Origin of the sequence: Lacrimispora struthionigena (assembly GCF_048627165.1) — a bacterium.
GTDB lineage: Bacteria > Bacillota > Clostridia > Lachnospirales > Lachnospiraceae > Lacrimispora.
On sequence record NZ_JBMBWP010000002.1, the window covers coordinates 2,435,485 to 2,461,318 of the forward strand.

Below are 25,834 nucleotides of genomic sequence, written 5' to 3' on the forward strand. Positions count from 1 at the left end.
ATCATGAATCATTATTAAACTTTATTAATCCTTCTTTTAATCTCCCCCACCAACTCATGCACCGTTGTACACGGCCGCATCTCCGATGGCTTCACTTTACCTTCTCTTTTACACTGCTCAAACTTCTGCTGTGCAATTCTTATAGCTTTCTCTTCATTACCATTCTTGCAAATTCTGCTGTAAATATTGCTGTCTGCTTTGGAATACTTTTGTCCTGTTCTATTTTCATACACTTTCCCGAATTCTGAACAACACGTCCATGATTCACGCACTGCAGGCATGGAACCAAAGTAGGCATAAGTCCAGATTTCAAAGCATGGATTCGACCAGCCTACTCCGATTCCTTTTTTTCTTGCTTCATGAATTATTTCATCGAAATCTTTTACTTGATCTCTATCAAACACAATCCAAGGCATGCGGTACTGTGCTTCATATGCTGTCAATTCCATACATTTTTCTAACATGTTACGTGTTTTGGTTTCTACTACCCGAATTACAAGCTTATCTTGAATTTCATAAGGCAGACTCTCGTGTAAGCCATTGAAGTAACATCGTTCTGTAGCCTCTGTATCTGTAACAATTAGATAATACCCCAACTCAGGTACTCTAACCTTATTGCGTTGTTCCCTTGTTTTTCGATTACCTGTTCTTTCGTCTCTTGCCACTCTTAACCCTCCTTAAAAATGTCAATACTCTTTAAGGAGGGAATTGCGCCATACTTACCAATCAGATAATTCTTTTCGTAACTCTCATCCTTCCTGATTCTAGTTCCATCTTCATCTATAAAATCCGCCAGTGAATATAAGGTCGATATTCCTTCATGACTTTTTTCAGTAAACCAGATTTCATCCCGTCTAAGCAATTGATTTGATAGCTGCCAGGTATCATGTGTCGTGAATACCAATTGTGCATGATTTACATTAATTTGTGGATTCAAAAATGTAAGAATAAAGTTTCTTACCAGTAGTGGGTGTAAGCGTGCATTTAATTCATCTATAAAGAATACGCTTCCTTTATTGATTACTTCCTGTAGCTCTGGATATAAAGCAAACATTTTTAAAGTTCCTGCTGATTCCAAATACAATGGAATCTCTGCCATTTCATCCGAGTCTATCTTTTTATGAAGTGCATTAATTTTATATTTACCCTCTTTTGAGTCTCCCTCTGTGGGAATCTTTTCAACACGAAAGTCCTTAATGTTTTCATCAAAAGATGCAAAATATTCAACTACTTTCTTTTGCACATTTTTATCTTCAACAAATTCTTTTGGCAATCTTTTTGACATAAAAAAATTAGTAATCACATCTCCAAAATCTGCAAATTGATTTGCAAAAAACCAATCACGAATTGCTTTACATTTTGCAATCTTTAATTTGGCTCCCAAGGACACAATCAGAACCTGCTTTTCTAAAGCAACTTCTATATTCTCTCTGCTATTCTTTGGAATACCAATAAGATCCAAAGTATCCTCTGAACGATAAAATACAGGGCTATATTTTCTGGCTGTTTTTGCTTTTACATTTAACCATTCTTCTGTAATACCTGCTTTACCAATGCAGAACCCATAGTTATATGATTTTTCCGTTTTATCACCAGGTATTGTAAAATAGACTTCAAAGCTGGATTCTACATTTTCTGAATTACTGTCAAACAAAAATGGGGTAGGTCTAAATTCTGTAAATTTTTCTTCTTCGTCACCGTACTTAAACGATTCTACTATATATTCTGTCATGTATTCAAATGCATTGTAGACATTTGACTTACCACTTGCATTTGCACCATAAATTGCTGCAACCGGAAGAATTTTTTCACTGCCTACACAAACAACACGTTCTGAAAACTCAGTCATTTTGGCTGCTGATAGGTCTAATGTAGCTTCATCTTTGAAGGATTTATAATTTTTAAAATTAAACTGTATTAACATTGTATCTACCTCACCTTCTATTCTATATTCTATTATACCCATTTTAGATATAAAATCAACGCATAAATGTGATAAATTCTCATTTGTCTGTATATTATATTTTATAAATTAAAAGTAGACACCGAAGAACCTGGCTTAGCTGGTTATACCTATTGATTGTTCTGTTAAAAAGAAAAGGAGCATTGCTCCTGATATGAAATCATAAAGATTTCACATCATTTTGCAATACTCCTTTTTATTATTCTGAATGTTTTAGACAAGCCCCAGCTTTTTCATCGCATAAGCCACTCCGTCATCTTCCACATTCTTTGTATAGAAGGTGGCATACGGCTCCAGCTCTACGCTGTGGTGCCCCATTAAGATACAGTTCTTTGCATATTCAAACATAGATAAATCATTGGTGCTGTCACCGAATACGTATGTATCGGAAAGATCCACTCCGTAATGCCTGATTACTTCCTCAATGGCAGTCGCCTTGGAGTGTCCTGCCGGAACACATTCGTAAAATCCGCCGCCCCGGTTAATAATATCAAAATCCAGTCCCAGTTCTCTGGCAAAGCCCTTCATATCACTTTGTTCATCTTCCATAACGCAGAATTTATCAAAGTCATAACAGTCTTCATCCCAGCTGAACGGAGAACAGTTTCCCTCGGAAGCTACATGCTCCTTCATGATTCTGACCTTATCGATCCGTGATTCCTCTTTATTAAAATAGCAGCTTTCTGTTCCCTCTAAGATCCCGTCAAGACCGTATTTCACAATCATTTTCTTAATTTTAATGCCCGTTTCATGAGGAATTGAGGCGGAGTAAATTACGTCTTTCCCCGCCACAATCCGTGTCCCGCAGCCGCAGCAATAGCCGTCTACTTCCAGGAGAGACCGAATGGGCCCGGTGAGGCAGTAGGTGCGCCCGGAATTAATAAATACCAGATGCCCTGCCTCTCTCGCCCGCTCAATGGCCTGCTTTGCGCTTTCCGGTACATTCCGGTTGATTTCCGAAAACAAAGTACCGTCAATATCAAAAAACAGGGCTTTTCTCTTTCCTGTCATCGGTCACCTCGAAAACAGATGGTACCGGTGGCTTCATCCATGCTTTCTACAATTGCAAGTGATTCTACCCGGATACCTTCTGAACGAAGGTGGTCTCCGCCGGGCTGAAATCCCTTCTCAATGACAATACCTGCGCCTACCAGTTCAGCACCGGAATCTTTTACAATCGCTGCAAGTCCCTCCAGCGCTTTGCCGTTGGCTAAGAAATCATCAATGAGCAGAACCTTGTCGCCTGCACCTATGAACTCTCTGGATACCATTACGTCATAGGTTCTTCCATGGGTGAAGGATTCTACCTGAGTGGTATAAACATCTCCGGCGATATTCTTCGTCTTGGATTTCTTGGCAAATACGACAGGAACATCAAAATACTGAGCTACAATACAGGCGATACCGATACCGGAGGCCTCAATGGTCAGGATTTTGTTAACTTCTTCATCTGCAAATCGTCTCTTAAACTCTTTTCCGATCTCCACGAACAGCTTAATATCCATCTGGTGATTTAAAAAGCTGTCTACTTTCAGTACGTCACCGGACTTAATCTTTCCGTCCTTCCGTATTCTATCCTTTAAAAGCTGCATAAAGGTTCCCCCTGTGGTATGTGATTTATTGGGTAATGTTGGCGTTTTCTTTTAAGAAATCCAGTACTTTATTGCTGATAATATAATCATCTACTTCATACTGTCCTGCTGCCTGAATCATGCTGTCTACACTTTCATAGCCCATCTTCTGTGCTACATCCGTGCGGTCATCATCACTCACTGTGATTCCCTCTTTTTCAGCAATGGCATTTAATACCAGTCTCTGCTTTACGATTCCCTCAGCCTGAGTTTTCACTGTGTTTCTGAAGTCTTCTTCCTTCATTCCGGTAAAAGCTGTAATAAAGGACGCAAAATCCATGCCATAAGCGGCTGCCTGATTGGTATATCTTGCTACCACATTCTCAACATTGGCATCAATGGCTTCCTGATTGGCCTCAACTTTGGAGTTTGCTAAAACTGCATCGTAAATATTGCTCTTTACAGTCTGGTCTGCCTGATCATTCTTATTCTGGAGAAGAGTGGTTTTCTTATCTTCCTTATATTCGTCAACTGTTTTAAACTTTGTATTCTCCTGAACAAATGCATCGTTTAATTCAGGGGTCTGCTTTTCTTTAATTGTATTAACGGTCACTTCGAATACAACAGGTTTTCCTGCCAGATCTTTGTTGTTATATTCCTGAGGGAAAGTAAGGTCTAAAGAAAGCTTGTCTCCCTTTTTAGCGCCGATGATGCCCTCTTCAAATCCAGGAATAAACTGATTGGATCCGATGGTTAAATCATAGCCCTGAGAAGTGCCTCCGTCAAATGCAACACCATCTTTCTTTCCAACAAAATCGATGTTTACAACGTCACCGGACTGTACAGCACGATCTACGTCAACGTCTTTCTCATGAGCTGCCAGATCACTCTGGATTGCCTGCTGTACTTCTTCATCAGTCACTTCAACAGTGTCTCTTTTTACTTCTATGCCTTTGTAATTTCCCAGTGTAATGGTTCCGTTATCCACTTTTGATAAATCTACAGTAGGAACAGTTTCCTGAGCTGAGGATTCGGTAGCTTCTGTTGTTTCAGGTGCTGCTGTAGTCGTCTCAGCTGCCGGTTTTTTAGAGCAGCCGGTCATAATTGCGGCGGCAACAAGACCGCACATACATACATTTAAAAATTTTCTCATAATACAATCCTTTTTCCTTCTAAAATTATATAACATATTCGTACCGCTTCCTGTCAGTTATACCATATCAGGCACAGTAAAAAAAGCACTTTCCGGAAATTAACAAAAATTTCAATATTCCGTTATTATTTGTAAAATGCTTTAAATGCCTTATATGTATTATAAACATCCAGTTTGGAAGAAAGCTCGAATGGGGAATGCATGGAAAGGATGGGTACTCCTAAATCCACTACATCAACATCCATGGCAGCTACATACTTGGCTATGGTTCCGCCGCCGCCCTGGTCAACTGCTCCCAGCTCACCGATCTGCCAGTATACGCCTTCCTGATCCATCATGGCAATCACCTTTGCCATAAGCTCTGCGCTGGCATCATTGGATCCTGCTTTTCCCCTGACACCGGTGTACTTTGTCAGAACACAGCCTTTATTTAAATAGCAGGCATTGCGCTCTTCGTAAACAGAAGCAAAGGTAGGATCATAAGCCGCATTCACGTCAGATGATAAACACATGGAATTGCGCAGAACCGTTCTGACATTTGCATGTGCCACTTCAGCCAGATCCTCAATAAAATGAAGAACGAAATGGGAGTTTAATCCAGTATTTCCATCAGAACCCACCTCTTCTTTGTCAGCCAGTATGGTAAGTGTGGTGTATTCCGGTTTCACTGCATCGATCTCCGCCATAAGAGCGGTATAAGCACATACGCGGTCATCCTGTCCATATGCACCGATGATGCTTCGATCCAGACCTACATCGCTGGCTTTCTGTGCAGGTACCATCTCGATCTCAGCCCGTAAAAAATCAGCTTCTGTAATACCAAAACGGTCGTTTAAAAGCTTGAGAGCCATCAGTTTTACCGGTTCTTTTATTTCAGCCTCGTCATTAAATGGAAGAGACCCGATTACTACATTCAGTTCTTCTCCCTTCAGTCCGTCTCTTAACTTTCTCTCATTCTGGTCTGCTGCCAGATGAGGAAGTAAATCTGTAATGCAAAAAACTGGATCGCCATCTTTTTCACCGATATTGACTTCCACGATTTCCCCGCTTTTCTTAATAATTACACCATGCATGGATAATGGAGTGGTGGCCCACTGGTATTTGCGGATTCCGCCGTAATAGTGAGTTTTAAAGTAAGCGAGATCGTTTTTCTCATAAACAGGATTGGGTTTTAAATCAAGTCTGGGGGAATCAATATGGGCACCATTAATGCGGATTCCTTTCTCAAGTCCCTGTGTTCCAAAGGTAGTAGCAAGAATTGCCTTTCCTCTGTTTACCTGGTATACCTTGTCTCCCGGGCGATAGCTCTTTGATAAGTCGAAGGGTACATAGCCCTGCATCTCCAGCATGGCAACGGCCTCTCTTACACATTCACGCTCTGTCTTACCGTTATCAAGGAATCTTTTATATCCCTGGCAGAACATCTCTGCCTCTTCTGTCTGATCCGGCGCTTCTTTTCCAATATGGGGAAATTTAAATGTCAATTCATCCTGAAGCTTTTGTCCAATTGTTTTATCCATGGTAAATAATCCTCCGTTGTTATTAGGGCTTAGCCCTGTTAATTAGTCATTGACGGACAAATTGTCTCACTGTCTAATACCAGTGTAAACGGTCCGTCGTTTAATAATGATACTTTCATATCTGCACCGAAGCTGCCGGTTTGCACCCTTCTTACCAAATTAGTAAAACGGGAAACTGTGTACTCATAAAGATGGTTCGCCAGCTGGGGAGAGCCTGCTTTATCGAAGCTGGGCCGGTTTCCTTTTTTGCAGTCTGCATAAAGAGTAAACTGACTCACCAGCAGAATCTCTCCATCCACCTGGGATAAGGATAAATTGGTCTTCCCGTTTTCATCGGCGAAAACTCTGAGTTTGCATATTTTGTCTACCATCTTATCCGCAATCTCCTCTGTGTCCGTATCTGAAACTCCTAACAGAAGAAGAAAGCCTTTTCCTATTGAGCCGGTCTCCTGTCCATCTACAGTGACTGCAGCATGGGCGACCCGCTGTAATACTATCCTCATATGTGCTCTCCTGTCTATTTCAATACCAGCTGCAGATATTCCAGCAGACTTTCAGTAGCAGCTTCCCGGTAGATGATCTCCCTGGCAAGAATAGGGTAATCTGTAATAATGTTATCCACTCCCAGCATCTTCATGCGTTCCATCTCACTCTTCCCGTTTACAGTCCATGCGTGAACTGCTTTCCCTTTTTCATGGGCAGCCTCCACCAGCCGTTCATTGATAAAGCTGGAGCGAAGGCTGATAAAATCGATGGAATCACTGGAATAAAAATCCCCATACGCCGCAGAAATAATATATCCGGTCCGGATCTGGGGATCCGCTTTTTTGATCCTGACCAGATAGGAGAAACGGGTGGATGTGACCACGCACTGCTCTTCCATCTGATATTCTTCAATCAGCTGCATCACCTTATCGGGCAGGTTACTGTCCTCACCCATGTTTTTAATCTCAATATTTAAATTGATCTTCCCTTTGCAGTATTCCATGACTTCCTTTAAAGTTGGGATACGTTCCTCTTTATATTCATCAGAAAACCAGGAACCTACATCCAGTTTCACCAGATCTTCATAATCATAAGAGCTTATACTGCGGTTCACACCAGCTACCCGGTTTAGCGTATAATCATGCCCCAGCACCACGATCCCGTCCTGTGTCTCTTGTACATCTATCTCTGCGTAATCGGCCAGATCATTCACTGCCTTATGAAGGGCGGCCATGGTATTCTCGGGAGCTTCGTTAGAACTGCCGCGGTGAGCCGTAATCTGTATCTCACTAAGCATATCTCCGGTAATAACCGAACCGTTTCTCAATACATAAAAGAGGGACATCAGGCAAAGCGCCGATGCTGCTGCCATGATAATGCCTGCAGTCTTCCGGTTTCCAAAGGGCTTCCCTTCATAACCGATGGCTGCCGCCTTTCTCGTAATTCTGCTGTTAAAACGGAAATACTGAACACTGACAGCTCCGTATTTGCCCACAGCAAGAAGCATACTGGAAAAGAATATAAGAACCAGCTCAATCCAGTCACAGGCTGCCGGAAGCACAGCAAGCGCCAGACGGTTATCTGTGAATAAGGTAACTGCAATAGCAGTAAGCACAACACAGAATCCGTAAAGAATCCAGAGCGCAAGGATAGCAAGCCCATAGTAGCAGAACATCAGAGGAAGAACCTCAAATATTCTCCGTCTCAAAAGCCACCAGCTTTTTAAATAGCCGTCACGAAACCGCTTTTGTTCCACCATACAGGCATGAAACGTGTAAAGTCCCGGAAGCACAAAAAGCAAAAGTATCAGGATCACTGCTGCCAGACCCATACGACCCAATGGCTGTCTTAAAATTTCAGTGGTAACAAAATTAATGGGTTTTACATGAGTAAATACCCGGTAAATCAGATAAACATTGGTAATAAAGTAATCTGCCAGAACCAGAAGTCCCAGCTGCCAGTTTTTCCGGCGCAGCTCATCTAAAAGTTTTGATAAACCTCCTGCCAGAATCTGCCACAAATTCAGCTTTCTGAAATAAAAAGCTCCCTGATACAATGTAATCAGACAGCCAGCTTCCAAAAGCAGCACTAAGATTCCAAGAATCAAAAGAGCTGCAATGGTCACTGCTGTCCATGGCTTTATCAGAAACAATCCGATGTTTGACACAGTTAAATAGCTGTAATCCGCCATTTTAAGCGCAAACTTAAGACCTGCATTAAGAGCAAGCAGATACAGCGGAGTTGTGATCAGACGAAACAGCAGCGTGAAGATGAAACCATTCCTCTGATTATATTTGAGAATCTTAAATGTGTCTTTTGTTAATGTGCCCATAGAACAACCTTCTTTTTATGAAGTTAAAAAACAGCCTTAAGCGAGTGGAATCGTCAAGGCTGTACCCTTTTTTCATCATTCTTCCTCTGCTTTGCTGTCCCCGCCGTCCGGTATGGGCTTTTGTGCTTCACTCAATTCCAGAATGGCCTGATTCAAAGAAAACATCTTCTTATCAAGCATATTCACCACATCTGCACATGCTTTTAACTCCTGCTGCAGATACGCCGGCGCATTGCCTTCAAACTTGTAGTAAATCTTATGCTCCAGACTTGCCCAGAAATCCATGGCAACTGTTCTGATCTGAACCTCCACCTTAGTGTCAACTGGCCCGTCCGTGAGATAAATGGGGATGGTCACTACCATGTGGTAGCTCTTATATCCATTGGGTTTTGGATTCTCAATATAATCCTTTACATAAAGGACTGTTACATCACTTTGCTTTGTTATCATCTCCGCAATCTGATAAATATCTGAAGTAAACGAGCAGATAATCCGTATTCCTGCAATATCGTTTAACTTTTCCACCATATTATCGATGGTCACATCGTATCCGTACCGTTTTAATTTTTTAACAATACTGTCCGGTGTCTTAAGCCTTGACTTGATGTGCTCAATGGGGTTGTAATTATAGATATGCACAAACTCATTATTGAGTATCTCTATTTTTGTATTAATTTCCCTTAATGCTGAGTCATACAAAAATATGACGGATTTCCACTGGTCAACCTGATCAAATGATTTGGGAATATTCATTCCACATTCCCCCTCTCCCTGGTAACCTGTCTGGGTCAGTGAGACAGGGGCAGCCCAATAGACAGCCCCTGCTACTTCTTTTATAGTATACCATAGAAACCCGATATTTTATATTGTTTTTCCCCAGTTTCTAAAATTTTAATCCTTTTAAAAGACCGGAGAGTCCGGTAAAGGCACTTCCTTCTTCTTTGTAGTCAAACATCTCCTCTGCCTCTTCTTCATCAGCTTCCACCGCTTTCATGCTTAAACTGATCTTATTATCTGCAGTTGAGATAATTTTAACCTTCACAGTCTGTCCTTCTTTTAAAACTGCTCCCGGATGTTTGATTCTCTGATTGCTGATCTGGGAAATATGAAGAAGACCGGAAAGGCCGTTTTCCAGATTGATAAATGCACCGTAATCCTTTATGGTATCAACCGTTCCTTCCATCACCACCCCGGCCTGGCATTTGGCAATTTTTTTGCTGGTATCTTCTTTTTGTTTTAACAATGCAGGTTCTTTTCCAGACAGAACCAGCTTGCGGTTTTCCTCATCAGCAGTAATAACGGTAACATCAATGGTCTTTCCACTGAATTCTTCCAGATTTTCCACATATTCCGCCGCCAGCTTGGACGCCGGGATAAATCCGCGGATTCCTTCCAGGTGAACCACAACTCCACCTTTTACAACCTCTGCAACCTTCACCTTTATGATGGTGCGTTCTTCCATCATGGTCTTTAACTTCTCCCATGCTGCCTGATCGTTTTGAAGCTTTCTGGAAAGTAGAATATTTCCTTCCCCATTATCGGTTTTAATTACAGTAGCGGTGATTTCATCTCCCATATGAATTTCCAGAAGTGGGTTGTATTCCGGATCACTGCTTAAATCTTCTTTGTTTATAATTCCTTCTGCATAATATTTTAAATCCAGAAAGACCTGGTCTTCGGTGACACGGATGACTGTCCCTGTAATTGTATCGCCTTCTCTGACCCGTTTAAAGGATGCCTCCAGCTCCGCAGCGTAATCATCCATGGTCTCCACATGCTCCTCTAAAAGGGCATCTGTCTTCATCTCTTCTTCCATAACAATTCCTCCATTCATAAAATACCTTATTTCAGGCATAATCTAAGTATATATTTAACACATCCCGCCCGATATTTCTATAGTTTTATCAGGAAAAATATGTTATATTTTAAGAAATATACATACCTGCCGGAATCACATGATCCGGCTTTGTAATAGAAAGGACAAACATGATGAAAGACATAATGGACCTGCATACACATACCGTGGCCAGCGGACACGCATACAGCACCTTGTATGAAATGGTAAGATCGGCCTCTGAAAAAGGGCTGGCTCTCATGGGATCCACCGACCACGCACCAACAGTGCCAGGAACATGCAACGAATTTTATTTTATTAATTTTAAAGTGATCCCGCGATCGCTCTTTGGAATTCATCTTCTTATGGGAGCAGAGCTAAATATACTGGATTATACCGGCCGGATCGACTTAAGAGAAGGCATTCTTCAAAATCTGGATTACACCATAGCAAGCATACACGAACCATGCTACAAAAACGGAACAATGGCGCAGAATACCAGTGCCTGTGTAGGTGCCACGGAAAACCCATATGTGAAAATTATCGGCCACCCGGACGACAGCCGCTTTCCTATTGATTATGATACCCTGGTCGCCGCTGCGGTAAAAAACCACACCCTTTTGGAAGTTAACTCCAGCTCTCTCCACCCATTAAGTCCAAGAAAGAATGCCAGAGAAAACTATAAGGTGATGCTGGATTTATGCCGCCGCTACGGAGCATCCGTTATTATAAACAGTGATGCCCACATTGAGGCTGACGTAGGAAACCACGCCCGGGCATTGGAACTTCTTGAGGAGATTTCATTTCCAGAGGAGCTGGTTGTAAACAGTTCCATGGACCGGCTGCTTCCTTATATTCCCAAGCTGGAGGCTTATTTATGATTAACTTCCTGAACCTGGAATATTTTCTGGCTGTTGCGGAAGAATTAAATATAACAAGGGCCGCCAAGCGGCTTTATATCTCCCAGCAGTCTTTGAGTAACCATATTTCCAATATGGAGAAAGAATTTGATGTTCAGCTCTTTAACCGCACCATGCCCCTGACACTGACCTACGCAGGCCGCGCCTTAAAGATCCGTGCCAAAGAGCTTTTGGATTTAAAAGATGAGACATACCGGCAGTTAGCAGACATTAAAGATTTCACCATTGGCCAGCTCTCCATCGGCGTATCTCATACCAGAGGGCGTTTTCTTCTCCCCGTTATTCTTCCCGCTTTTCAGGAGAAGTTTCCCAATATCGAGCTTCATCTGGTAGAGGGAAACTCTTTTGAGTTAAGCAATGCTCTGATCCATGGAGAGATTGATCTTATGATTGACCTTCTTCCATTTAAAGCTGAGAATGTAGAAACAGTTCCCATCTGCGAGGAGGAAATTCTTCTTGTCGTTCCGGATCAGATTTTAGACCGGTATTTTCCGGGAAGACAGGAAGCAGTCAAAAAGGAACTGGAGTCCAATGCAGATGTTACCCTGTTAAAGGATTGTCCTTATCTGCTCATTAATAAAGGAAACCGGGTGCGCACCATAGCCGATGAAATTTTTGAGGAAGCGCAGCTTACCCCCAATATTCTTTTGGAGACAGAAAATATTGAAACAGTTCTCGCCCTTGCCTCCAAAGGAATGGGCATCACCTTCTATCCTAAGATGTTTATGTCCGGAAACCAGGATAGCTCCGGTTCCGTCATGAAAAAAAACGGATTAAATTACTTTTCATTAAATTACATGCGAAGCCATGGCATTCTTGCTTTTGGATGCCACAAAGGCAGATATCTGTCCCAGGCTACAGAAGAATTTATCCGCATAGCCAGGGAAAATATATAGATTTTAACTGCAGATTGACAAACGGAGCATAATCCTATATTATTAAATAGTAACGATTATTACTATAATTATTGTTTATAGAAAGGGAGCGGCCATGAAAACATTAAAGTACAGCCGTCAACGGGAATCTATTAAGACCTGCTTAATGGCGAGACACGATCACCCCACTGCCGACGCCTTATACACATCGATTCGCGAAGAATTCCCCAATATCAGCCTTGGTACCGTTTATCGGAATTTAAACCTTCTGGTGGAACTGGGAGAAATTCAGAAGCTGACCTGTGGAGACGGTGCCGACCACTTTGATGCGGATACATCACCGCATTATCATTTCGTATGCAGGAATTGCGGGCAGGTGTATGATCTGCCTATGGAACCCATGGACAGTATTAATCAAATGGCTCAAAAACATGCGGAGGGCCAGATAGACAGTCACAAGATTTATTTTTACGGTACTTGTAATGATTGTTTGGAAAATAATTGAGAAATTCTCTTGACATAAGACAAATCTTGTGGTAACTTAATATCAGTAATCATTATTGTTATTGATTACCAACATATAACAAAAATAAAAATTAAAATAAAAGGAGACATGAGATCATGAAAAAATGGGTTTGTACAGTATGCGGTTATGTTCACGAAGGAGACACAGCTCCGGAATTCTGTCCAGTATGTAAAGCTGGTTCTGAGAAATTTAAGTTACAGGACGGAGATATGTCCTGGGCTTGCGAGCATGAGATTGGTGTAGCTCAGGGTTCTCCAGAAGATATCATGAAGGATTTAAGAGCAAACTTTGAAGGAGAATGTTCTGAAGTAGGTATGTACCTTGCTATGTCCAGAGCTGCTCACAGAGAAGGCTATCCTGAAATCGGTTTATATTATGAAAAAGCGGCTTTCGAAGAGGCTGAGCATGCTTCCAAGTTTGCTGAATTATTAGGCGAATGTGTAACCGCCAGCACAAAGAAAAACCTGGAATTAAGAGTAGCAGCTGAAAATGGTGCAACAGCAGGCAAATTTGATCTTGCAAAACGTGCAAAAGCATTAAACTTAGATGCAATCCATGATACCGTACATGAGATGGCAAAAGATGAAGCACGTCACGGAAAAGCATTCAAGGGCTTACTGGAAAGATACTTCGGCTAAATCCATTTTCAAAAGGAGGGTTTTACGATGTCTAAATATGCGGGTACAAAAACAGAACAGAACTTAAAAGATGCATTTGCAGGCGAGTCCATGGCAAGAAACAAGTATACATTCTACGCGTCTGCTGCTAAAAAAGCCGGCTATGAGCAGATGGCTGCTTTATATCTGGAAACTGCTGACCAGGAGAAAGAGCATGCCAAGATGTGGTTTAAAGAACTCCATGGCATTGGCACTCCGGCAGAAAACCTTGCAGACGCTGCAGAGGGTGAAAACTATGAGTGGACCGATATGTATAAAAGAATGGCGGAAGAAGCCAGAGCAGAAGGTTTCACGGAACTTGCACTGAAGTTTGAATTCGTGGCCAAGGTAGAGGCAGCTCACGAAAAGAGATATTTAAAACTGTTGGATAGCTTAAAGAATGATAAAACCTTTAAGGGAGATGCTCCCCTTGGATGGAAGTGCCGCAACTGCGGTTATATCCATGAAGGCGTGGATGCTCCTGAGATTTGTCCGGTATGTGCTCATCCAAAAGCCTATTTTGAAAGAAAATCTGAAAATTACTAAAGCAACGCCATAAACTCTCCGTTATGGCAGGAACGGGGCAGAAGCCAAATGAATTTAATTCGTTTGACTTGTGCCCCGTTTTTTATTTCTAATCATCTAATTCTTTTTCGTCCACTGCTTTACTGGCAAGCTCCTCATAAAACTTCGCCTGGGTCATATCTCCTGCTTGTTTATAACATTCTGCCAGTTTAAGAAGGGGTAGTTCCCCGGAATACCGGATATTCAGTTCACATACTGTTTCATAAGCGGCATTATAAAACCAGATCACAGCTTCATTCATATCTCCTGCCTCCATAAAATACTCCCCAACGTCATAGCAGACCTCTGAGCTTGCCTTCCCACAGGCAACATTTTTTAAGGCATTTTTTAAGATCTGGGTTCCATCCTTTTTAATCCGACCGCATCTGGTCAGAACGCACTGAATGATTTTTAACTCTTCTTCTGTCCTGTCCTCTGAAAGCAAACCGTTAAAGTAATCTTCCGCTTCCAGAAAATCCTGATCTTCTCCGGAAATAAACAGTTCTCTGGCGTACATGGAACGAAGCTTTTTCGAAAGAGGAATCCCTTTTCTGATCAGCTTATTAAATATGTCAAAATCCCGCTTGGAATGGTTTCCTTCGGGCAAATGTATGATTTCAATTTCGCTGTCAAATATAACCGGTTCTAAACGAATGGTTTCGTGAACGGGGTCCATCCATTCAAACCTGCGATTTCTTTTAAATAATTTGGGACGATACTCGCAGTCAAAGTTATAGGTTGTATTAAACTGAAGCTGATTGGTGTATTTCATCTGTACAATCTCTATTTCAGGCAGAATACACTGTTTTAAATCCATAAACCGTTTTCTGTTTTCTTCGTCAATGACCTCATCGGCATCTGCGGTGTAGATATAGTCCATGCCGGCTTTTTCAAAGGAAAAATTTCTTGCGGCTGCAAAATCATCCACCCAGGTAAAATCAAAGATTTTGCATCCGAACCGTGCTCCGATCTCTTTTGTTGTATCTGTGGATCCGGTATCTACAAGAATTATCTCATCAGCCAGATCCTTCAGACTTGAAAGACAGCGGGCCAATACATTTTCTTCATTCTTTACAATCAGACATGCGCTGACAGTAATCATCGTCTTTGTACCTCATCTCTTTCTTTTTCTTAAAAGCAGGATAGTATCAGTTCAAATGTAACACGGTATCCTTCTTTCAGACTGGCGATATCAACCCATTCCTGCCGGGTATGGGCTCCCCCTCCCCTGACTGCACCAAAACAGACACTGGGAATTCCCTGTGACAGAGGAATGTTACAGTCTGTAGAACCGCATTCATTTTTGGGCTCAGTGCCTGTATGGTTTTTCAATATTTCTGTGACCTTGCTGGTGATACGATTCTGTTTTACCGGATCAACACCACAGCTGCAGGGACGTTCCCCTACCAGAATTGTATTTACCTCCACCTGCTTTGACCGGTAACTTTCTGCCACTGCCCGAAAATGATGATCCATAAATTCCAGATCTTCTCTACTGTCAGACCGGAACTCATAAAGCATTTTGGCCTGCTGGGCTATGGTGTTGACTGAGGTTCCGCCCTGAATGGTTCCTACATTATAGGTGGTTTTTGTCTTTGTTTGCGGTACCTTTAATGTATAAAGAGTATCGATCATGGAGGCCAGATAGGCGATGGCATTACGGTTTCCAAAGTTTGTAAAGGAATGACCACCTTCTGTCAATACCTCCACCTCATACCGCCTGGATCCCACCGCATCTGTTGTAATATGGTCCATATATCCGTCTATAGAATAGAACTCTCTGATTCGCCCTTCATATTCCTTAACAATCTGCCTGGAGCCTTTTAAATTGCCCAGTCCTTCCTCTCCTGCATTGGCCACAAGAAGCAATCCACAGTCTGATGGTGTAATCTTTTTACCCGCAATGTATTTGGCACACATAAGAAGTGCGCACAGATTAGCCGTATCGTCTCCGATTCCGGGAGCTTTTATTCTACCTTTCTCCACTTCAACAGGAAGAGGTGTGATATCTGGAAAAACCACATCAGTATGAGCCATAAATACGACTACAGGGTTATCCCTGGTACAACCAATTGGGTAAACCACATTCAAAGCGGAATCAATATAGACATTTTCTGCCCCCTGACTCACCAGCCAGTCCCGGCAAAACTCTGCTCGTTTCTCTTCCTGGTTGGAAGGTGCAGGTATTGTTCCAAGGTTCAGCAAAAGTTCATATGTCTCGTTGCTGTGTTCCTCAATATATTCCAGTATCTCCAATGATAAGTGATCCATTGTTCATCCCCTCCGTTTTTATATATTCTATCACGTTTATCCGCTTTGTACAGCATGATTGGACTTTTGAGGGCAGAAAAAAAGTGCACAACTGCAGAGATCAATTGTACACTTTTCAAAATAATTATTCAGTTATATTACACGGTTTTTAATGGAACCAATCTTTTCTATAATACATTCCACCTCATCACCTGGAGACAGAAATGCCGGGGGATTAAAGCCCATGCCCACCCCTTTTGGCGTACCGGTGGATATAATGGTTCCAGCCTTTAAGGTCATGCCTTTTGATAATTCACTGATAATGTGATCAATCTGGAATATCATCAGACCTGTATTACTGTCCTGTCTCAGCTCTCCGTTCACCTTTGACTGAATAGAAAGCTCAGGCGGATAGGAAATGGAATTGGCTGTGAGAATACAGGGACCCATGGGAGTGAATCCGTCCAGGCTTTTTCCAAAATACCATTGCTTGTGGGCTGTCTGTACATTACGTGCGCTCACATCGTTGATGATAGTATAACCAAATATATAATCTTCTGCCTTTTCTGGAGGCACATCTTTTGCATCTTTTCCAATGATAACAGCTAATTCAGCTTCATAATCCAGGCTGTCCACTATATCGCTATGACTTAATATATCACCATAAGGACCAACTGACTCATTCACTCTCTTTGAGAAATAGACTGCATAGTTTCTTTCCCCGTCAAACGCTTCTTTTTTATAGCGCGCTGACTCCTCGGCATGTTCCATGTAATTAAGACCCAGACAGATAATATCCTGATCTGGTGTCAGAATTGGGGCCAGGAGGGTAACTTCTTTCATCATAGCTGCTCCAACGATGTTGCTGCTTTCAGGATCCAGCCCAGATGCATGTTCAAGCAAGTCCCGTTCTGACTGGCTCAGTCCCTTTACAACTTCCAGCATCTCTCTGTATTCCATACCGAATGCCTTAAGAGGGAAAACCCACATCTCATCCCTGCTCACGACTCCGATATCTCTTCTACGGTCAACCTCGTAAGTAACTAATTTCATAAAATCCTCCTTTTACATGAACCATAACTCTTCCCTGGTCGTAGAGATCGCATCTGCTCCTGCGTTAAAAGCAGCCATAATATCCTTCTTGTCCGATATGAGACCACCGGCAATGATGGGAATATTGGTGTATCTGCGAATCTCTTCCAGTGCTTTGGGCATTACTCCGGGCATGATCTCAACCATATCCGGATGGAAGGTATCAATCTGCTTTTTTGTCGTACTCATGGCAAGGGAATCGATAATAAATGTTCTTTGAATCCCGAACAATCCAAGTTCCACCGCGCGCTTTACAAGAAGCGGCTTCGTGCTGATGATACCATCAGCTAACGTATTTTCCTTGATGAAATCCACCACGATCTCTTTTGAATTGAGACCATGGGTCAGATCTGCATGTACCATAGCGTACTTTCCATGTTCTTTTATCTGCCGTACTATCGTTCCGATGTTTAAAATACTTCCGTACAGAACAAAAACGACCTGGCACTCTGATTCAAAACACCGTTTCAGCCCGCCTTCATCCTTTACTGCCGCAATCACCGGAGACGTCTCCAGCAGTTCTATTGCTTTCATTATTATCCCTCCGCACCCAAAATAACTATGGATCTTGTTCTACTTTATCAATCCTTACCACCACCGTCAAGAAAATTCTTCCTCTTTCTTTATTTTCTTTCAAAAGTAAAGTCTCTTTTCAGTCTTTTTCCACCACTGACTGATTAAAAATAAACCCGCAGCAAAGGCTCTTTTTAACCCGCTTGGAAAGCGGGCGGCATTTGCTGCGGATTTTTCTGATCAGTTATGATCTTTTTACATTTCTTGCGGCAACGATGGATACTCCGGTGCCTGCGCAGTTTTCAATGATTACATCTCCAATGGCAACCGGGGCATGAACGGAGGCTTTCTGAATCTCCTTCATACAATCAAAGATCTTACCTTTTGGAATATCTGTTTTGGTTTTTACGGGTACCATGGCAAATTCACCGTCAATTACTTTTACCGTGGAGGTCACAACCCGGGTTGGGCTTAACACTTCTTTCTCCCCGTATTCTGCACCTCTCGGACAGGAATTACCAGTAACGGTAACTGCACCGTTGTCGATACGTACGGTCATAGGGCAGCCCAGGGGACAGCAGATACAGATCAGTTCACGTTCTTCCATTTTAATCCTCCTCTGTGCAGATTACGATTTCTGCCAAATCCGGATATTTTTCCAGACTTTCTTTCTTAATTGCTACCTGCTCCATCTCCCCAGGTGCGAGAACCTTTTTCTTCTTATGATAAACCCGTTCATCTCCATAATAAATACTGATATAACGGTCGCGGTATACATCGGAAACACGGAAACGGATCTTCCACTGATCAGCCTCAGACTCCCGGTTAACAAACTGGGGAACTGTATAGCGGACACCATTTACAGCCCGGATTCTGACATTGGAGGAAGCAGGTTCCTCTTTCCGGGACCCGGCATATGCTGCAGCACTTCTTCCAGCAAGAGCAGCCTCTTCGGAAACGTAATCCACCAGGTCATGAACATGAAGTACATTTCCACAGGCAAATACGCCGCTTATACTGGTTTCCAGGCAGTCGTTCACAACAGGTCCGCCTGTTATCTGGTCAAGATCCACTCCTGCGCTTTTTGACAGCTCGTTTTCCGGAATCAGACCGACTGACAGAAGAAGTGTATCACAGGAGTAATATTCTTCTGTTCCCGGAACTGGTCTGCGTTTCTCATCCACTGCAGCAAGCGTTACTCCTGTTACCCGCTCCTTTCCATGAATCTCTACTACAGTATGGCTTAATTTTAACGGAATTCCGTAATCATCCAGACACTGTACAATGTTTCTTTTTAATCCGCCGGAATAAGGCATAAGCTCTGCCACAACTTTAACTTTAGCACCCTCTAAAGTCATACGTCTTGCCATAATGAGACCGATGTCTCCTGATCCCAGTATGACCACCTCTTTTCCAACTTCATAGCCGTCTAAATTCATAAGACGCTGGGCAGTACCTGCTGAATAAATTCCTGCCGGACGATAACCTGGTATGTTAAGAGCTCCCCTTGGACGCTCCCTGCATCCCATTGCCAGAATCACAGCACCTGCTTTTATCTGAATTAAGCCTTCTTCCCGGTTGATCACGGTCAGCACTCTGTCACTGCTGATGGAAAGAACCATGGTATTAAGCTTATAAGGGATCTGCTCTTTTTCAATCATATCAATATAACGGGACGCATATTCCGGTCCTGTCAGCTCTTCTTTAAATGTGTGAAGACCAAAGCCGTTGTGAATGCACTGATTTAAAATGCCGCCTAAGTGACCTTCCCGCTCCAGGATCAGTATATCTTCTGTTCCCGCTTTTTTTGCAGCCGCAGCGGCAGCCAGACCAGCAGGGCCTCCCCCGATAATAACGATATCATGCTCTGTCATGTCACTCTCCTCCTTGTCTTTTCCCAGTCAGTAAATTAGAACCGGATCTGTTTTTGCAGATGTCTTCCATATTTCTTCCTGTTTCCCTAGCCAGAATTTCCATTGTTTTCGGGATACAGAAGCCTGACTGGCAGCGTCCCATTCCTGCACGTACCCGGCGCTTTACTCCATCTACGGAAACTGCTCCCAGGGTTCTTGTCACTGCATCTGCAATCTCACCCTCACTGATGCCTTCACAGCGGCAGATGATGGTTCCGTATCTGGGATCCTTTTTGATCAGTTCTCCCCTCTCTTCCAGGGAAAGCTTCTGAGGATTGATAATACCTTTTCTGGTTTCAATAAAGTTTTCCTTCTTTTTTGCATTGGCTTTTATGGCTATCTGCTCTGCTAAGTAAACTCCTACAGCAGGAGCGCTTGAAAGTCCCGGAGATTCCATACCTGCTGCATCGAAGAATCCGTCTGCATCCTTTACTTCTCCTACAACGAAATCATCTCCCTCTTCATGGGCACGAAGACCGGAGAAGGATGTAATAACCTGGCGGAAGGGAATATTGTTCACTCCCCAGGCTGCTTTTTCCATAATATCGGCAAGCTCCTGGGCTGTTGTGGAGGTCTCCTCTTTGTCGGTTACATTAATCGCTGTAGGTCCTGTCAGCAGATTACCGTGAACGGTAGGTGTTACCAAAACACCCTTTCCCATCTTTCCGGGAAGCTGGAATATGGTATGGCTCACCAGGTTTCCGGCTTCTTTATCTAACAGACAGTAATCTCCCTTTCGTGGTATGATGTGAAGCTTTGACTCACTGACCATGTTGTGGATCTGGTCTGAGTAAACGCCGGCTGCATTGACTACATAGGTAGCGTGAATGATTTTATCACTGGAGATCAGATCATAACCGGAATCCGTTTTGTTTATTGTTTCAATTTCTGTCTCAAATAAGAAATCGGTTCCATTATCACAGGCATTTTCTGCCAGAGCGATAGTCAGTCCAAAGGGGCAGACGATTCCTCCGGTTGGCGCATACAATGCTGCCACCACTGTCTCAGAAACACTGGGTTCCATGGCACGTACTTCATCCCCGGTCAGTATGGATAATTGGGGAACACCGTTTTTTAATCCTTTTTCATACAGAGCATTCAGAGACGGTCTGTCGTCTTCAGAAAAACAGAGAACCAGTGAACCGTTTCGGTCAAAGGAAAAATCAAGAGCTTTTGAAAGATCTCCCATCATGCGGTTTCCTTCTGTATTAAATCTTGCCTTTAATGAGCCTGGTTCCGCATCGTATCCTGCATGCACAATGGCACTGTTGGATTTTGATGTACCGGAGCAGACATCTTCCTCCCGCTCAATGACACAGATGTTCAGCTGATAACGGGACAGCTCTCTGGCTATGGCACAGCCGGTAACGCCACCGCCGATAATCGCAGCATCGTAATTTAATTCCTTCATAATCAATCTCCTCCAAATCCGTGATAATTCCCGGTTCTCCGGGACTATAGAAAAAAAGAGTAAGGAAAATAAACGGATAGCTCCGTATCATAATCCTTACTCTTTCGTCTCAAAGGTTATTTATTCAATTGTATTAATGCTAACATAATTTCATTCTGATTGTCAAGTGATTTATAGCCTGGCTTAATCCTCATCCTGAGACCAGTAAAGAGCACATTTGACTGCCCGCTTCCAGCCCTTAATCCTCTTTTTGCGGCACTCGTCTTCCATCTGGTTGTCAAAGGTTCTGGAAGCTTCCCAGTTCTGTCTGATCTCTTCCCTGTCTTTCCAATACCCTACAGCCAGACCTGCCAGATAGGCAGCGCCAAGAGCTGTTGTCTCAATGCATTTCGGTCTGACAATCCGTGTATCCAATACATCTGCCTGAAACTGCAAAAGGAAATTGTTGGCGCAGGCTCCCCCGTCTACTCTTAATTCTTTTAAATGGATCTGAGAGTCCTGTTCCATGGCTTCAATCAGATCAGATACCTGATATGCCATGGATTCCAGGGTGGCGCGGATAAACTGCTCCTTGCTGGTTCCTCTTGTCACTCCTACAATGGTACCTCTGGCATACTGATCCCAATAGGGAGCGCCAAGACCTGCAAATGCCGGTACCACGTATACGCCTCCGGTATCTTCCACCGCCTGGGCATACTCCTCTGTCTGGGAAGCAGACCGTACCATACGCATGGCGTCCCGCAGCCATTGAATGGCAGCACCTGCCACAAATACGCTTCCTTCCAGTGCATACTGAATCCGTTCCTGATCACTGGCTGCTATGGTGGTCAGCAGGCCGTGTTCGGATTTTACCGCTTTCTCTCCGGTGTTCATAAGGAGAAAGCAACCGGTTCCGTATGTATTTTTAACTTCACCGGCTTCGAAGCAGCACTGTCCGAATAAAGCTGCCTGCTGATCTCCTGCTGCCCCTGCAATGGGGATCTTTCCGCCCATTACGTCAGAAGAGGTATAACCGTATACGCAGCTGGATGGTTTTACATCCGGAAGCATTGCCTTTGGTATATTAAAATAGTTAAGAATGTCTTCGTCCCAGCACTTTTTATGAATATCAAACAGCATGGTTCGGGAAGCATTGGTATAATCCGTTACGTGAATGCAGCCCTTGGTCAGATTCCAGATCAGCCAGCTGTCCACGGTTCCAAAAAGCAGTTCTCCACGTTCTGCCTTCTCTCTGGCTCCCTCTACGTGATCCAGAATCCATTCAATCTTACTTCCGGAGAAGTACGCGTCCGGAATCAGACCGGTACGGTCTGTGATAAGTCCTTCCAGCCCGTCTTCTTTCAGACGCTCAATGCGATCAGCGGTCCTTCTGCACTGCCATACAATGGCATTGTAAACAGGCTCACCTGTCTCCTTATCCCACACAATTGTGGTTTCTCTCTGATTTGTAATTCCGATTGCAGCAATATCGCTGTAATGCGCCCCAATTTTCCCCATTGCTTCCATGGTCACTGAAAGCTGTGATGACCATATCTCCATGGGATCATGCTCCACCCAGCCTGGTTTTGGAAAAATCTGCCTGAACTCTTTTTGTGCCTCGCTGCAGATGCCCCCTTTCTCATCAAACAGTATGCACCGGGAACTGGTAGTTCCCTGATCCATAGCGATCACATATTTTCCCATGATTCCTTCCCCTTCCATCTTCTTTCATTCGTTAATTTTTTACCAAATAATAAAGAAAGAGCCTTGGAAATGAACGGTTCCCCGCACTCATCACCTGGCTCTGTCATCTCTTAGGCTTTTTATTAAATAACACAAATTTATACTACCACGCAGGCAAAAATATGTCAAGTTCTACAACAAATACAAATTTTACCTGCAAAAAACCTTAATGCATACTCTCCCGGATGGTTTTCAGCGCCTGAATCACCAGCGTAGGAAGAATAGCAAATATAAATATAGTTATAAATTGTCTTCCTGTTAAATCTGCCACATAAAAAAGATCGTGAAGCGCCGGAATAAAAAGGACTGCTCCCAGCAAAACTGCTCCCGCCTCAAACGCCATGATACTCCATAAATTGCTCATAAAACCGATTTTCAAAATGGAATGGCTGCTGCGGCAGTTAAATCCATGGAACAATCTGGCAAGTGTCAGGGTGGAGAATGCCATCGTACTGGCTGCAGCTTCACTTCCGGTTAACAGCCCGGTGCTGTAGGAAGCCATGGTACATACTGCAATCAGTGCCCCCTGAAAGAGAATCACAAGGATAAACCTTTTCGTTAGTATGCCTTCCTTGGGATTTCTGGGCTTCTGGGACAACAGGTCTGCTTCTGCCTGTTCCATTCCGATTGCAATGGCAGGAAGAGAGTCCGTCAGCAGGTTGATAAACAGCAGATGAACCGGTGCAAAGGGCAATGGGAGTGCCATAAGAGAGGTATAAAGCACACATAAAATTCCTGCCATGTTTCCTGAAAGCAGGAACTTAATGGCATTTCTTATATTCCTGTATACGTTACGTCCATTGGCCACCGCTTTAATAATTGTAGCAAAATTGTCATCAGTGAGAATCATGGAAGAGGCTTCTTTAGAGACTTCTGTTCCCATCTGTCCCATGGCGACTCCGATATCCGCCTGCTTTAATGCAGGAGCATCGTTGACACCATCTCCTGTCATGGCTACAATGTGCCCCTTCTTCTGCCATGCACGGACAATTCTTATTTTATGTTCCGGGGATACCCGGGCATATACACTGATGGATTCCAGCCGGTGCCCCAGCTCATCTTCCGTCATATCATCAAGCTCCGGACCGCTGATTGCCAGATCATCTTCCTCCAAAATACCAATCCGTTCCGCAATGGCCGCTGCCGTAATTTTATGGTCTCCCGTAATCATTACCGGGAAGATTCCGGCTCTTCTGGCATTGGCGACTGCATTCCTGGATTCCGGCCGGGGAGGATCCATCATAGATACCATGCCGAGAAATGTATATCCGTTTTCTGAATTTTCCGAAAGCTTCTCCTGGTCCTCCATCTCCCTGCATACAAAGGTAAGAACCCGAAGCCCCTGGGCAGAGAACATCATGTTCTGCTCCATAAGCATCTGTTTATCACCGTCTCTGAACGGACGGATTCCTTCGGATGACCAGATCTGGGTTATCCTGGGAAGAATGATATCCACTGCTCCTTTTGTAAATAGAATGTTTTTTCCTTCCAGATAATGAAGCGTACTCATAAGCTTTCTTCTGGAATCAAAGGGAACCTCTCCTAATCTTGGGTGATAGGATCTGACTGCCTCATCATCGACTCCGGCGCGCTCCGCCATCTGGAGTAACGCGGTTTCAGTAGGTTCACCGTTAAGAACTCCATTTACATGGCTGGAATCATTGTTTAAAACAGCATCGTAAAGCAAATATTTATGTACTGGAATCTCAGGCTTTAACATTTCCGGAAGATAAAGCCTGTTATTAACAAAAACCTGCTGGACAGTCATTCGGTTCTGGGTGAGGGTTCCTGTTTTATCGGAGCAGATAACAGATACACACCCGAGGCTTTCTACCGCTTTTAAATCCTTAATAATTGCATTCTCTCCCGCCATTTTCTGGGTTCCCATCGCCTGAACAATGGTGACGATAGAGCTGAGAGCCTCTGGTATGGCGGCGACAGCCAGTGCTACTGCAAACATAAGGGAATCCAAAATTGGCATTTTTCTGTAAATACTTAACCCAAAGACAATCACACAGATAAAGAGGATCGCTACCGCCAGCCTGCTTCCAAACTGGTCAAGGCTCACCTGTAAAGGTGTCTTCTTCTCACCTGTATCATTCATTAAAGAGGCAATTCTTCCGATTTCTGTATTCATGCCTGTTCCGGTGACCACGGCAATGGCTCTTCCCGCTGCAACCTGAGAGCCGGAAAAAACCATATTGGACTGTTCTGCCAGCGGAACCTTCTCCATACGCAGTCTTCCTGTATGCTTTTCCACATTGACTGATTCTCCGGTCAGAGAGCTTTCATTGACCAGAAGAGAATAATTTTCCAGGATACGGCCGTCTGCCGCCACCATATCTCCTGCCTCTAATAAAAGTATATCTCCTGGTACGATTTCTTCCGACAGGACTTCTTTATTTTTCCCATCTCTTCTCACCCACGCCACTGGCGCAGATAATGACATCAGGCTGTCTAAGGATTTTTCTGCTTTCTGATGCTGCACAGTTCCAAGAATTGCATTAAGCAGTAACACTGCAAAAATTACTCCGGTACTTTCCACGTCACCAGATACCATGGAAATTACCGCTGCTATAATCAGAATGATGACTAATAAGTCTTTAAACTGATCCAGAAATACTTGAAAGGCACTTTTTCGTTTTGCTTTTTTCAGCAGATTGGGACCATGTACCTGCCTGCGCCTGAGAATTTCTTCGGAATTCAGTCCATTCCTGTCAGCTTGAAGCTGTTTTAAGACTTCATCCTCTGATAAACGAAACCATTCTTCCATTAATGACGCTCCTTCCCATTTCTCCTACTATGGTATGAAACAGGACGGGAGTTTCATGAATGATTTTCCCTGCATAAGGTGACGGCTATTTTCTATTCCCACTTTTAAAGTATGTTAATTATGTTTATTATCAGCTCCTTTTATTAACACTTTACGTAAACCACATTATACTGTTTCACAGGTTATTCAGACAAAAGGTCAACATGGTTGATCGCACCACACCTGGTATCTGTCCGGTTATGGACTGGAATCTGTTCCTAT

Annotated in this window: 24 protein-coding genes; 5 read left to right on the forward strand and 19 right to left on the reverse strand. The window is 43.3% G+C overall.

Going from position 1 to position 25,834, the window contains the following annotated elements; all coding sequences use genetic code 11:
- Positions 1-14 precede the first annotated feature (14 nt).
- The 10 genes from ACOAOT_RS20385 to ACOAOT_RS20430 form a co-directional block, all read right to left on the reverse strand.
- Positions 15-665 carry an RloB family protein gene (locus ACOAOT_RS20385; RefSeq protein WP_420218638.1) on the reverse strand — a complete coding sequence of 217 codons (651 nt, stop codon included), beginning with the start codon at positions 663-665 and terminating at the stop codon, positions 15-17.
- Positions 666-667: 2 nt separating this feature from the next.
- Positions 668-1,924, reverse strand: coding sequence for an AAA family ATPase (locus ACOAOT_RS20390; RefSeq protein WP_420218639.1), 1,257 nt, complete (start codon positions 1,922-1,924; stop codon positions 668-670).
- A 252-nt stretch (positions 1,925-2,176) separates the two neighbouring features.
- Positions 2,177-2,974 carry an HAD family hydrolase gene (locus ACOAOT_RS20395; RefSeq protein WP_420218640.1) on the reverse strand — a complete coding sequence of 266 codons (798 nt, stop codon included), beginning with the start codon at positions 2,972-2,974 and terminating at the stop codon, positions 2,177-2,179.
- The gene (locus ACOAOT_RS20400) at positions 2,971-3,555 is read right to left on the reverse strand and encodes a xanthine phosphoribosyltransferase (RefSeq protein WP_104433507.1); all 585 of its coding nucleotides are present in this window, start codon (positions 3,553-3,555) and stop codon (positions 2,971-2,973) included. The genes ACOAOT_RS20395 and ACOAOT_RS20400 overlap by 4 nt, the downstream gene beginning before the upstream one ends.
- A 25-nt stretch (positions 3,556-3,580) precedes the next feature.
- The gene (tig, locus tag ACOAOT_RS20405) at positions 3,581-4,687 is read right to left on the reverse strand and encodes a trigger factor (RefSeq protein WP_420218641.1); all 1,107 of its coding nucleotides are present in this window, start codon (positions 4,685-4,687) and stop codon (positions 3,581-3,583) included.
- Between the two features lie 125 nt (positions 4,688-4,812).
- Positions 4,813-6,207, reverse strand: coding sequence for an aminopeptidase (locus ACOAOT_RS20410; protein ID WP_420218642.1), 1,395 nt, complete (start codon positions 6,205-6,207; stop codon positions 4,813-4,815).
- Between the two features lie 38 nt (positions 6,208-6,245).
- The gene (gene dtd / locus ACOAOT_RS20415) at positions 6,246-6,710 is read right to left on the reverse strand and encodes a D-aminoacyl-tRNA deacylase (protein ID WP_420218643.1); all 465 of its coding nucleotides are present in this window, start codon (positions 6,708-6,710) and stop codon (positions 6,246-6,248) included.
- 14 nt (positions 6,711-6,724) lie between these two features.
- Positions 6,725-8,524 carry a glycerophosphodiester phosphodiesterase gene (locus tag ACOAOT_RS20420; protein WP_420218644.1) on the reverse strand — a complete coding sequence of 600 codons (1,800 nt, stop codon included), beginning with the start codon at positions 8,522-8,524 and terminating at the stop codon, positions 6,725-6,727.
- A 75-nt stretch (positions 8,525-8,599) separates the two neighbouring features.
- Entirely contained in the window at positions 8,600-9,277 is a 678-nt protein-coding gene (locus tag ACOAOT_RS20425) for a GTP pyrophosphokinase (RefSeq protein ID WP_104433499.1), read from the reverse strand.
- Positions 9,278-9,407: 130 nt separating this feature from the next.
- A complete protein-coding gene (locus tag ACOAOT_RS20430) occupies positions 9,408-10,340 on the reverse strand; it encodes a S1 RNA-binding domain-containing protein (protein WP_420218645.1) in 933 nt (310 codons plus the stop codon).
- A gap of 173 nt (positions 10,341-10,513) precedes the next feature.
- On the opposite strand from ACOAOT_RS20430, the gene ACOAOT_RS20435 reads away from it, so the two are divergent.
- The 5 genes from ACOAOT_RS20435 to rbr all read left to right on the forward strand — a co-directional run bounded on the left by ACOAOT_RS20435 (position 10,514) and on the right by rbr (position 13,881).
- Positions 10,514-11,239, forward strand: coding sequence for a phosphatase (locus ACOAOT_RS20435; RefSeq protein WP_420219460.1), 726 nt, complete (start codon positions 10,514-10,516; stop codon positions 11,237-11,239).
- Positions 11,236-12,174 (forward strand): LysR family transcriptional regulator, encoded by a 939-nt coding sequence (locus tag ACOAOT_RS20440; RefSeq protein ID WP_420218646.1) that lies wholly within the window; start codon positions 11,236-11,238, stop codon positions 12,172-12,174. The genes ACOAOT_RS20435 and ACOAOT_RS20440 overlap by 4 nt, the downstream gene beginning before the upstream one ends.
- A 94-nt stretch (positions 12,175-12,268) precedes the next feature.
- The gene (locus ACOAOT_RS20445; RefSeq protein ID WP_420218647.1) at positions 12,269-12,658 is read left to right on the forward strand and encodes a Fur family transcriptional regulator; all 390 of its coding nucleotides are present in this window, start codon (positions 12,269-12,271) and stop codon (positions 12,656-12,658) included.
- A gap of 116 nt (positions 12,659-12,774) precedes the next feature.
- On the forward strand, positions 12,775-13,317 hold the full coding sequence (locus ACOAOT_RS20450) for an NADH peroxidase (protein ID WP_170821442.1): 543 nt from the start codon (positions 12,775-12,777) through the stop codon (positions 13,315-13,317).
- A gap of 27 nt (positions 13,318-13,344) precedes the next feature.
- Entirely contained in the window at positions 13,345-13,881 is a 537-nt protein-coding gene (gene rbr, locus ACOAOT_RS20455; RefSeq protein WP_349672441.1) for a rubrerythrin, read from the forward strand.
- Positions 13,882-13,969: 88 nt separating this feature from the next.
- Here the strand turns inward: rbr and ACOAOT_RS20460 are convergent, their stop codons facing one another.
- The 9 genes from ACOAOT_RS20460 to ACOAOT_RS20500 form a co-directional block, all read right to left on the reverse strand.
- On the reverse strand, positions 13,970-15,001 hold the full coding sequence (locus ACOAOT_RS20460; RefSeq protein WP_420218648.1) for a glycosyltransferase: 1,032 nt from the start codon (positions 14,999-15,001) through the stop codon (positions 13,970-13,972).
- 29 nt (positions 15,002-15,030) lie between these two features.
- Complete coding sequence (locus ACOAOT_RS20465; RefSeq protein ID WP_420218649.1) at positions 15,031-16,170, reverse strand: M20/M25/M40 family metallo-hydrolase; 1,140 nt, start codon at positions 16,168-16,170, stop codon at positions 15,031-15,033.
- Between the two features lie 132 nt (positions 16,171-16,302).
- Positions 16,303-17,202 (reverse strand): fumarylacetoacetate hydrolase family protein, encoded by a 900-nt coding sequence (locus ACOAOT_RS20470; RefSeq protein WP_420218650.1) that lies wholly within the window; start codon positions 17,200-17,202, stop codon positions 16,303-16,305.
- A 12-nt stretch (positions 17,203-17,214) separates the two neighbouring features.
- Entirely contained in the window at positions 17,215-17,775 is a 561-nt protein-coding gene (locus ACOAOT_RS20475; protein ID WP_104433481.1) for a glycerol-3-phosphate responsive antiterminator, read from the reverse strand.
- A 223-nt stretch (positions 17,776-17,998) separates the two neighbouring features.
- The gene (locus tag ACOAOT_RS20480) at positions 17,999-18,361 is read right to left on the reverse strand and encodes a DUF1667 domain-containing protein (protein ID WP_420218651.1); all 363 of its coding nucleotides are present in this window, start codon (positions 18,359-18,361) and stop codon (positions 17,999-18,001) included.
- A 1-nt stretch (position 18,362) separates the two neighbouring features.
- Positions 18,363-19,628 (reverse strand): NAD(P)/FAD-dependent oxidoreductase, encoded by a 1,266-nt coding sequence (locus ACOAOT_RS20485; protein WP_420218652.1) that lies wholly within the window; start codon positions 19,626-19,628, stop codon positions 18,363-18,365.
- Position 19,629: 1 nt separating this feature from the next.
- Complete coding sequence (locus ACOAOT_RS20490; RefSeq protein WP_420218653.1) at positions 19,630-21,078, reverse strand: NAD(P)/FAD-dependent oxidoreductase; 1,449 nt, start codon at positions 21,076-21,078, stop codon at positions 19,630-19,632.
- Between the two features lie 183 nt (positions 21,079-21,261).
- Positions 21,262-22,761 (reverse strand): glycerol kinase GlpK, encoded by a 1,500-nt coding sequence (gene glpK / locus ACOAOT_RS20495; RefSeq protein WP_420218654.1) that lies wholly within the window; start codon positions 22,759-22,761, stop codon positions 21,262-21,264.
- Positions 22,762-22,966: 205 nt separating this feature from the next.
- Complete coding sequence (locus tag ACOAOT_RS20500; RefSeq protein WP_420218655.1) at positions 22,967-25,573, reverse strand: cation-translocating P-type ATPase; 2,607 nt, start codon at positions 25,571-25,573, stop codon at positions 22,967-22,969.
- Positions 25,574-25,834: the final 261 nt, after the last annotated feature.

Coding starts and splice junctions, on each gene's coding strand:
- ACOAOT_RS20390 (WP_420218639.1), bottom strand. CDS start 1,924: ATGTTAATACAGTTTAATTTTAAAAATTATAAATCCTTCAAAGATGAA.
- ACOAOT_RS20395 (WP_420218640.1), bottom strand. CDS start 2,974: ATGACAGGAAAGAGAAAAGCCCTGTTTTTTGATATTGACGGTACTTTG.
- ACOAOT_RS20400 (WP_104433507.1), bottom strand. CDS start 3,555: ATGCAGCTTTTAAAGGATAGAATACGGAAGGACGGAAAGATTAAGTCC.
- tig (WP_420218641.1), bottom strand. CDS start 4,687: ATGAGAAAATTTTTAAATGTATGTATGTGCGGTCTTGTTGCCGCCGCA.
- ACOAOT_RS20410 (WP_420218642.1), bottom strand. CDS start 6,207: ATGGATAAAACAATTGGACAAAAGCTTCAGGATGAATTGACATTTAAA.
- dtd (WP_420218643.1), bottom strand. CDS start 6,710: ATGAGGATAGTATTACAGCGGGTCGCCCATGCTGCAGTCACTGTAGAT.
- ACOAOT_RS20420 (WP_420218644.1), bottom strand. CDS start 8,524: ATGGGCACATTAACAAAAGACACATTTAAGATTCTCAAATATAATCAG.
- ACOAOT_RS20425 (WP_104433499.1), bottom strand. CDS start 9,277: ATGAATATTCCCAAATCATTTGATCAGGTTGACCAGTGGAAATCCGTC.
- ACOAOT_RS20430 (WP_420218645.1), bottom strand. CDS start 10,340: ATGGAAGAAGAGATGAAGACAGATGCCCTTTTAGAGGAGCATGTGGAG.
- ACOAOT_RS20435 (WP_420219460.1), top strand. CDS start 10,514: ATGAAAGACATAATGGACCTGCATACACATACCGTGGCCAGCGGACAC.
- ACOAOT_RS20440 (WP_420218646.1), top strand. CDS start 11,236: ATGATTAACTTCCTGAACCTGGAATATTTTCTGGCTGTTGCGGAAGAA.
- ACOAOT_RS20445 (WP_420218647.1), top strand. CDS start 12,269: ATGAAAACATTAAAGTACAGCCGTCAACGGGAATCTATTAAGACCTGC.
- ACOAOT_RS20450 (WP_170821442.1), top strand. CDS start 12,775: ATGAAAAAATGGGTTTGTACAGTATGCGGTTATGTTCACGAAGGAGAC.
- rbr (WP_349672441.1), top strand. CDS start 13,345: ATGTCTAAATATGCGGGTACAAAAACAGAACAGAACTTAAAAGATGCA.
- ACOAOT_RS20460 (WP_420218648.1), bottom strand. CDS start 15,001: ATGATTACTGTCAGCGCATGTCTGATTGTAAAGAATGAAGAAAATGTA.
- ACOAOT_RS20465 (WP_420218649.1), bottom strand. CDS start 16,170: ATGGATCACTTATCATTGGAGATACTGGAATATATTGAGGAACACAGC.
- ACOAOT_RS20470 (WP_420218650.1), bottom strand. CDS start 17,202: ATGAAATTAGTTACTTACGAGGTTGACCGTAGAAGAGATATCGGAGTC.
- ACOAOT_RS20475 (WP_104433481.1), bottom strand. CDS start 17,775: ATGAAAGCAATAGAACTGCTGGAGACGTCTCCGGTGATTGCGGCAGTA.
- ACOAOT_RS20480 (WP_420218651.1), bottom strand. CDS start 18,361: ATGGAAGAACGTGAACTGATCTGTATCTGCTGTCCCCTGGGCTGCCCT.
- ACOAOT_RS20485 (WP_420218652.1), bottom strand. CDS start 19,628: ATGACAGAGCATGATATCGTTATTATCGGGGGAGGCCCTGCTGGTCTG.
- ACOAOT_RS20490 (WP_420218653.1), bottom strand. CDS start 21,078: ATGAAGGAATTAAATTACGATGCTGCGATTATCGGCGGTGGCGTTACC.
- glpK (WP_420218654.1), bottom strand. CDS start 22,761: ATGGGAAAATATGTGATCGCTATGGATCAGGGAACTACCAGTTCCCGG.
- ACOAOT_RS20500 (WP_420218655.1), bottom strand. CDS start 25,573: ATGGAAGAATGGTTTCGTTTATCAGAGGATGAAGTCTTAAAACAGCTT.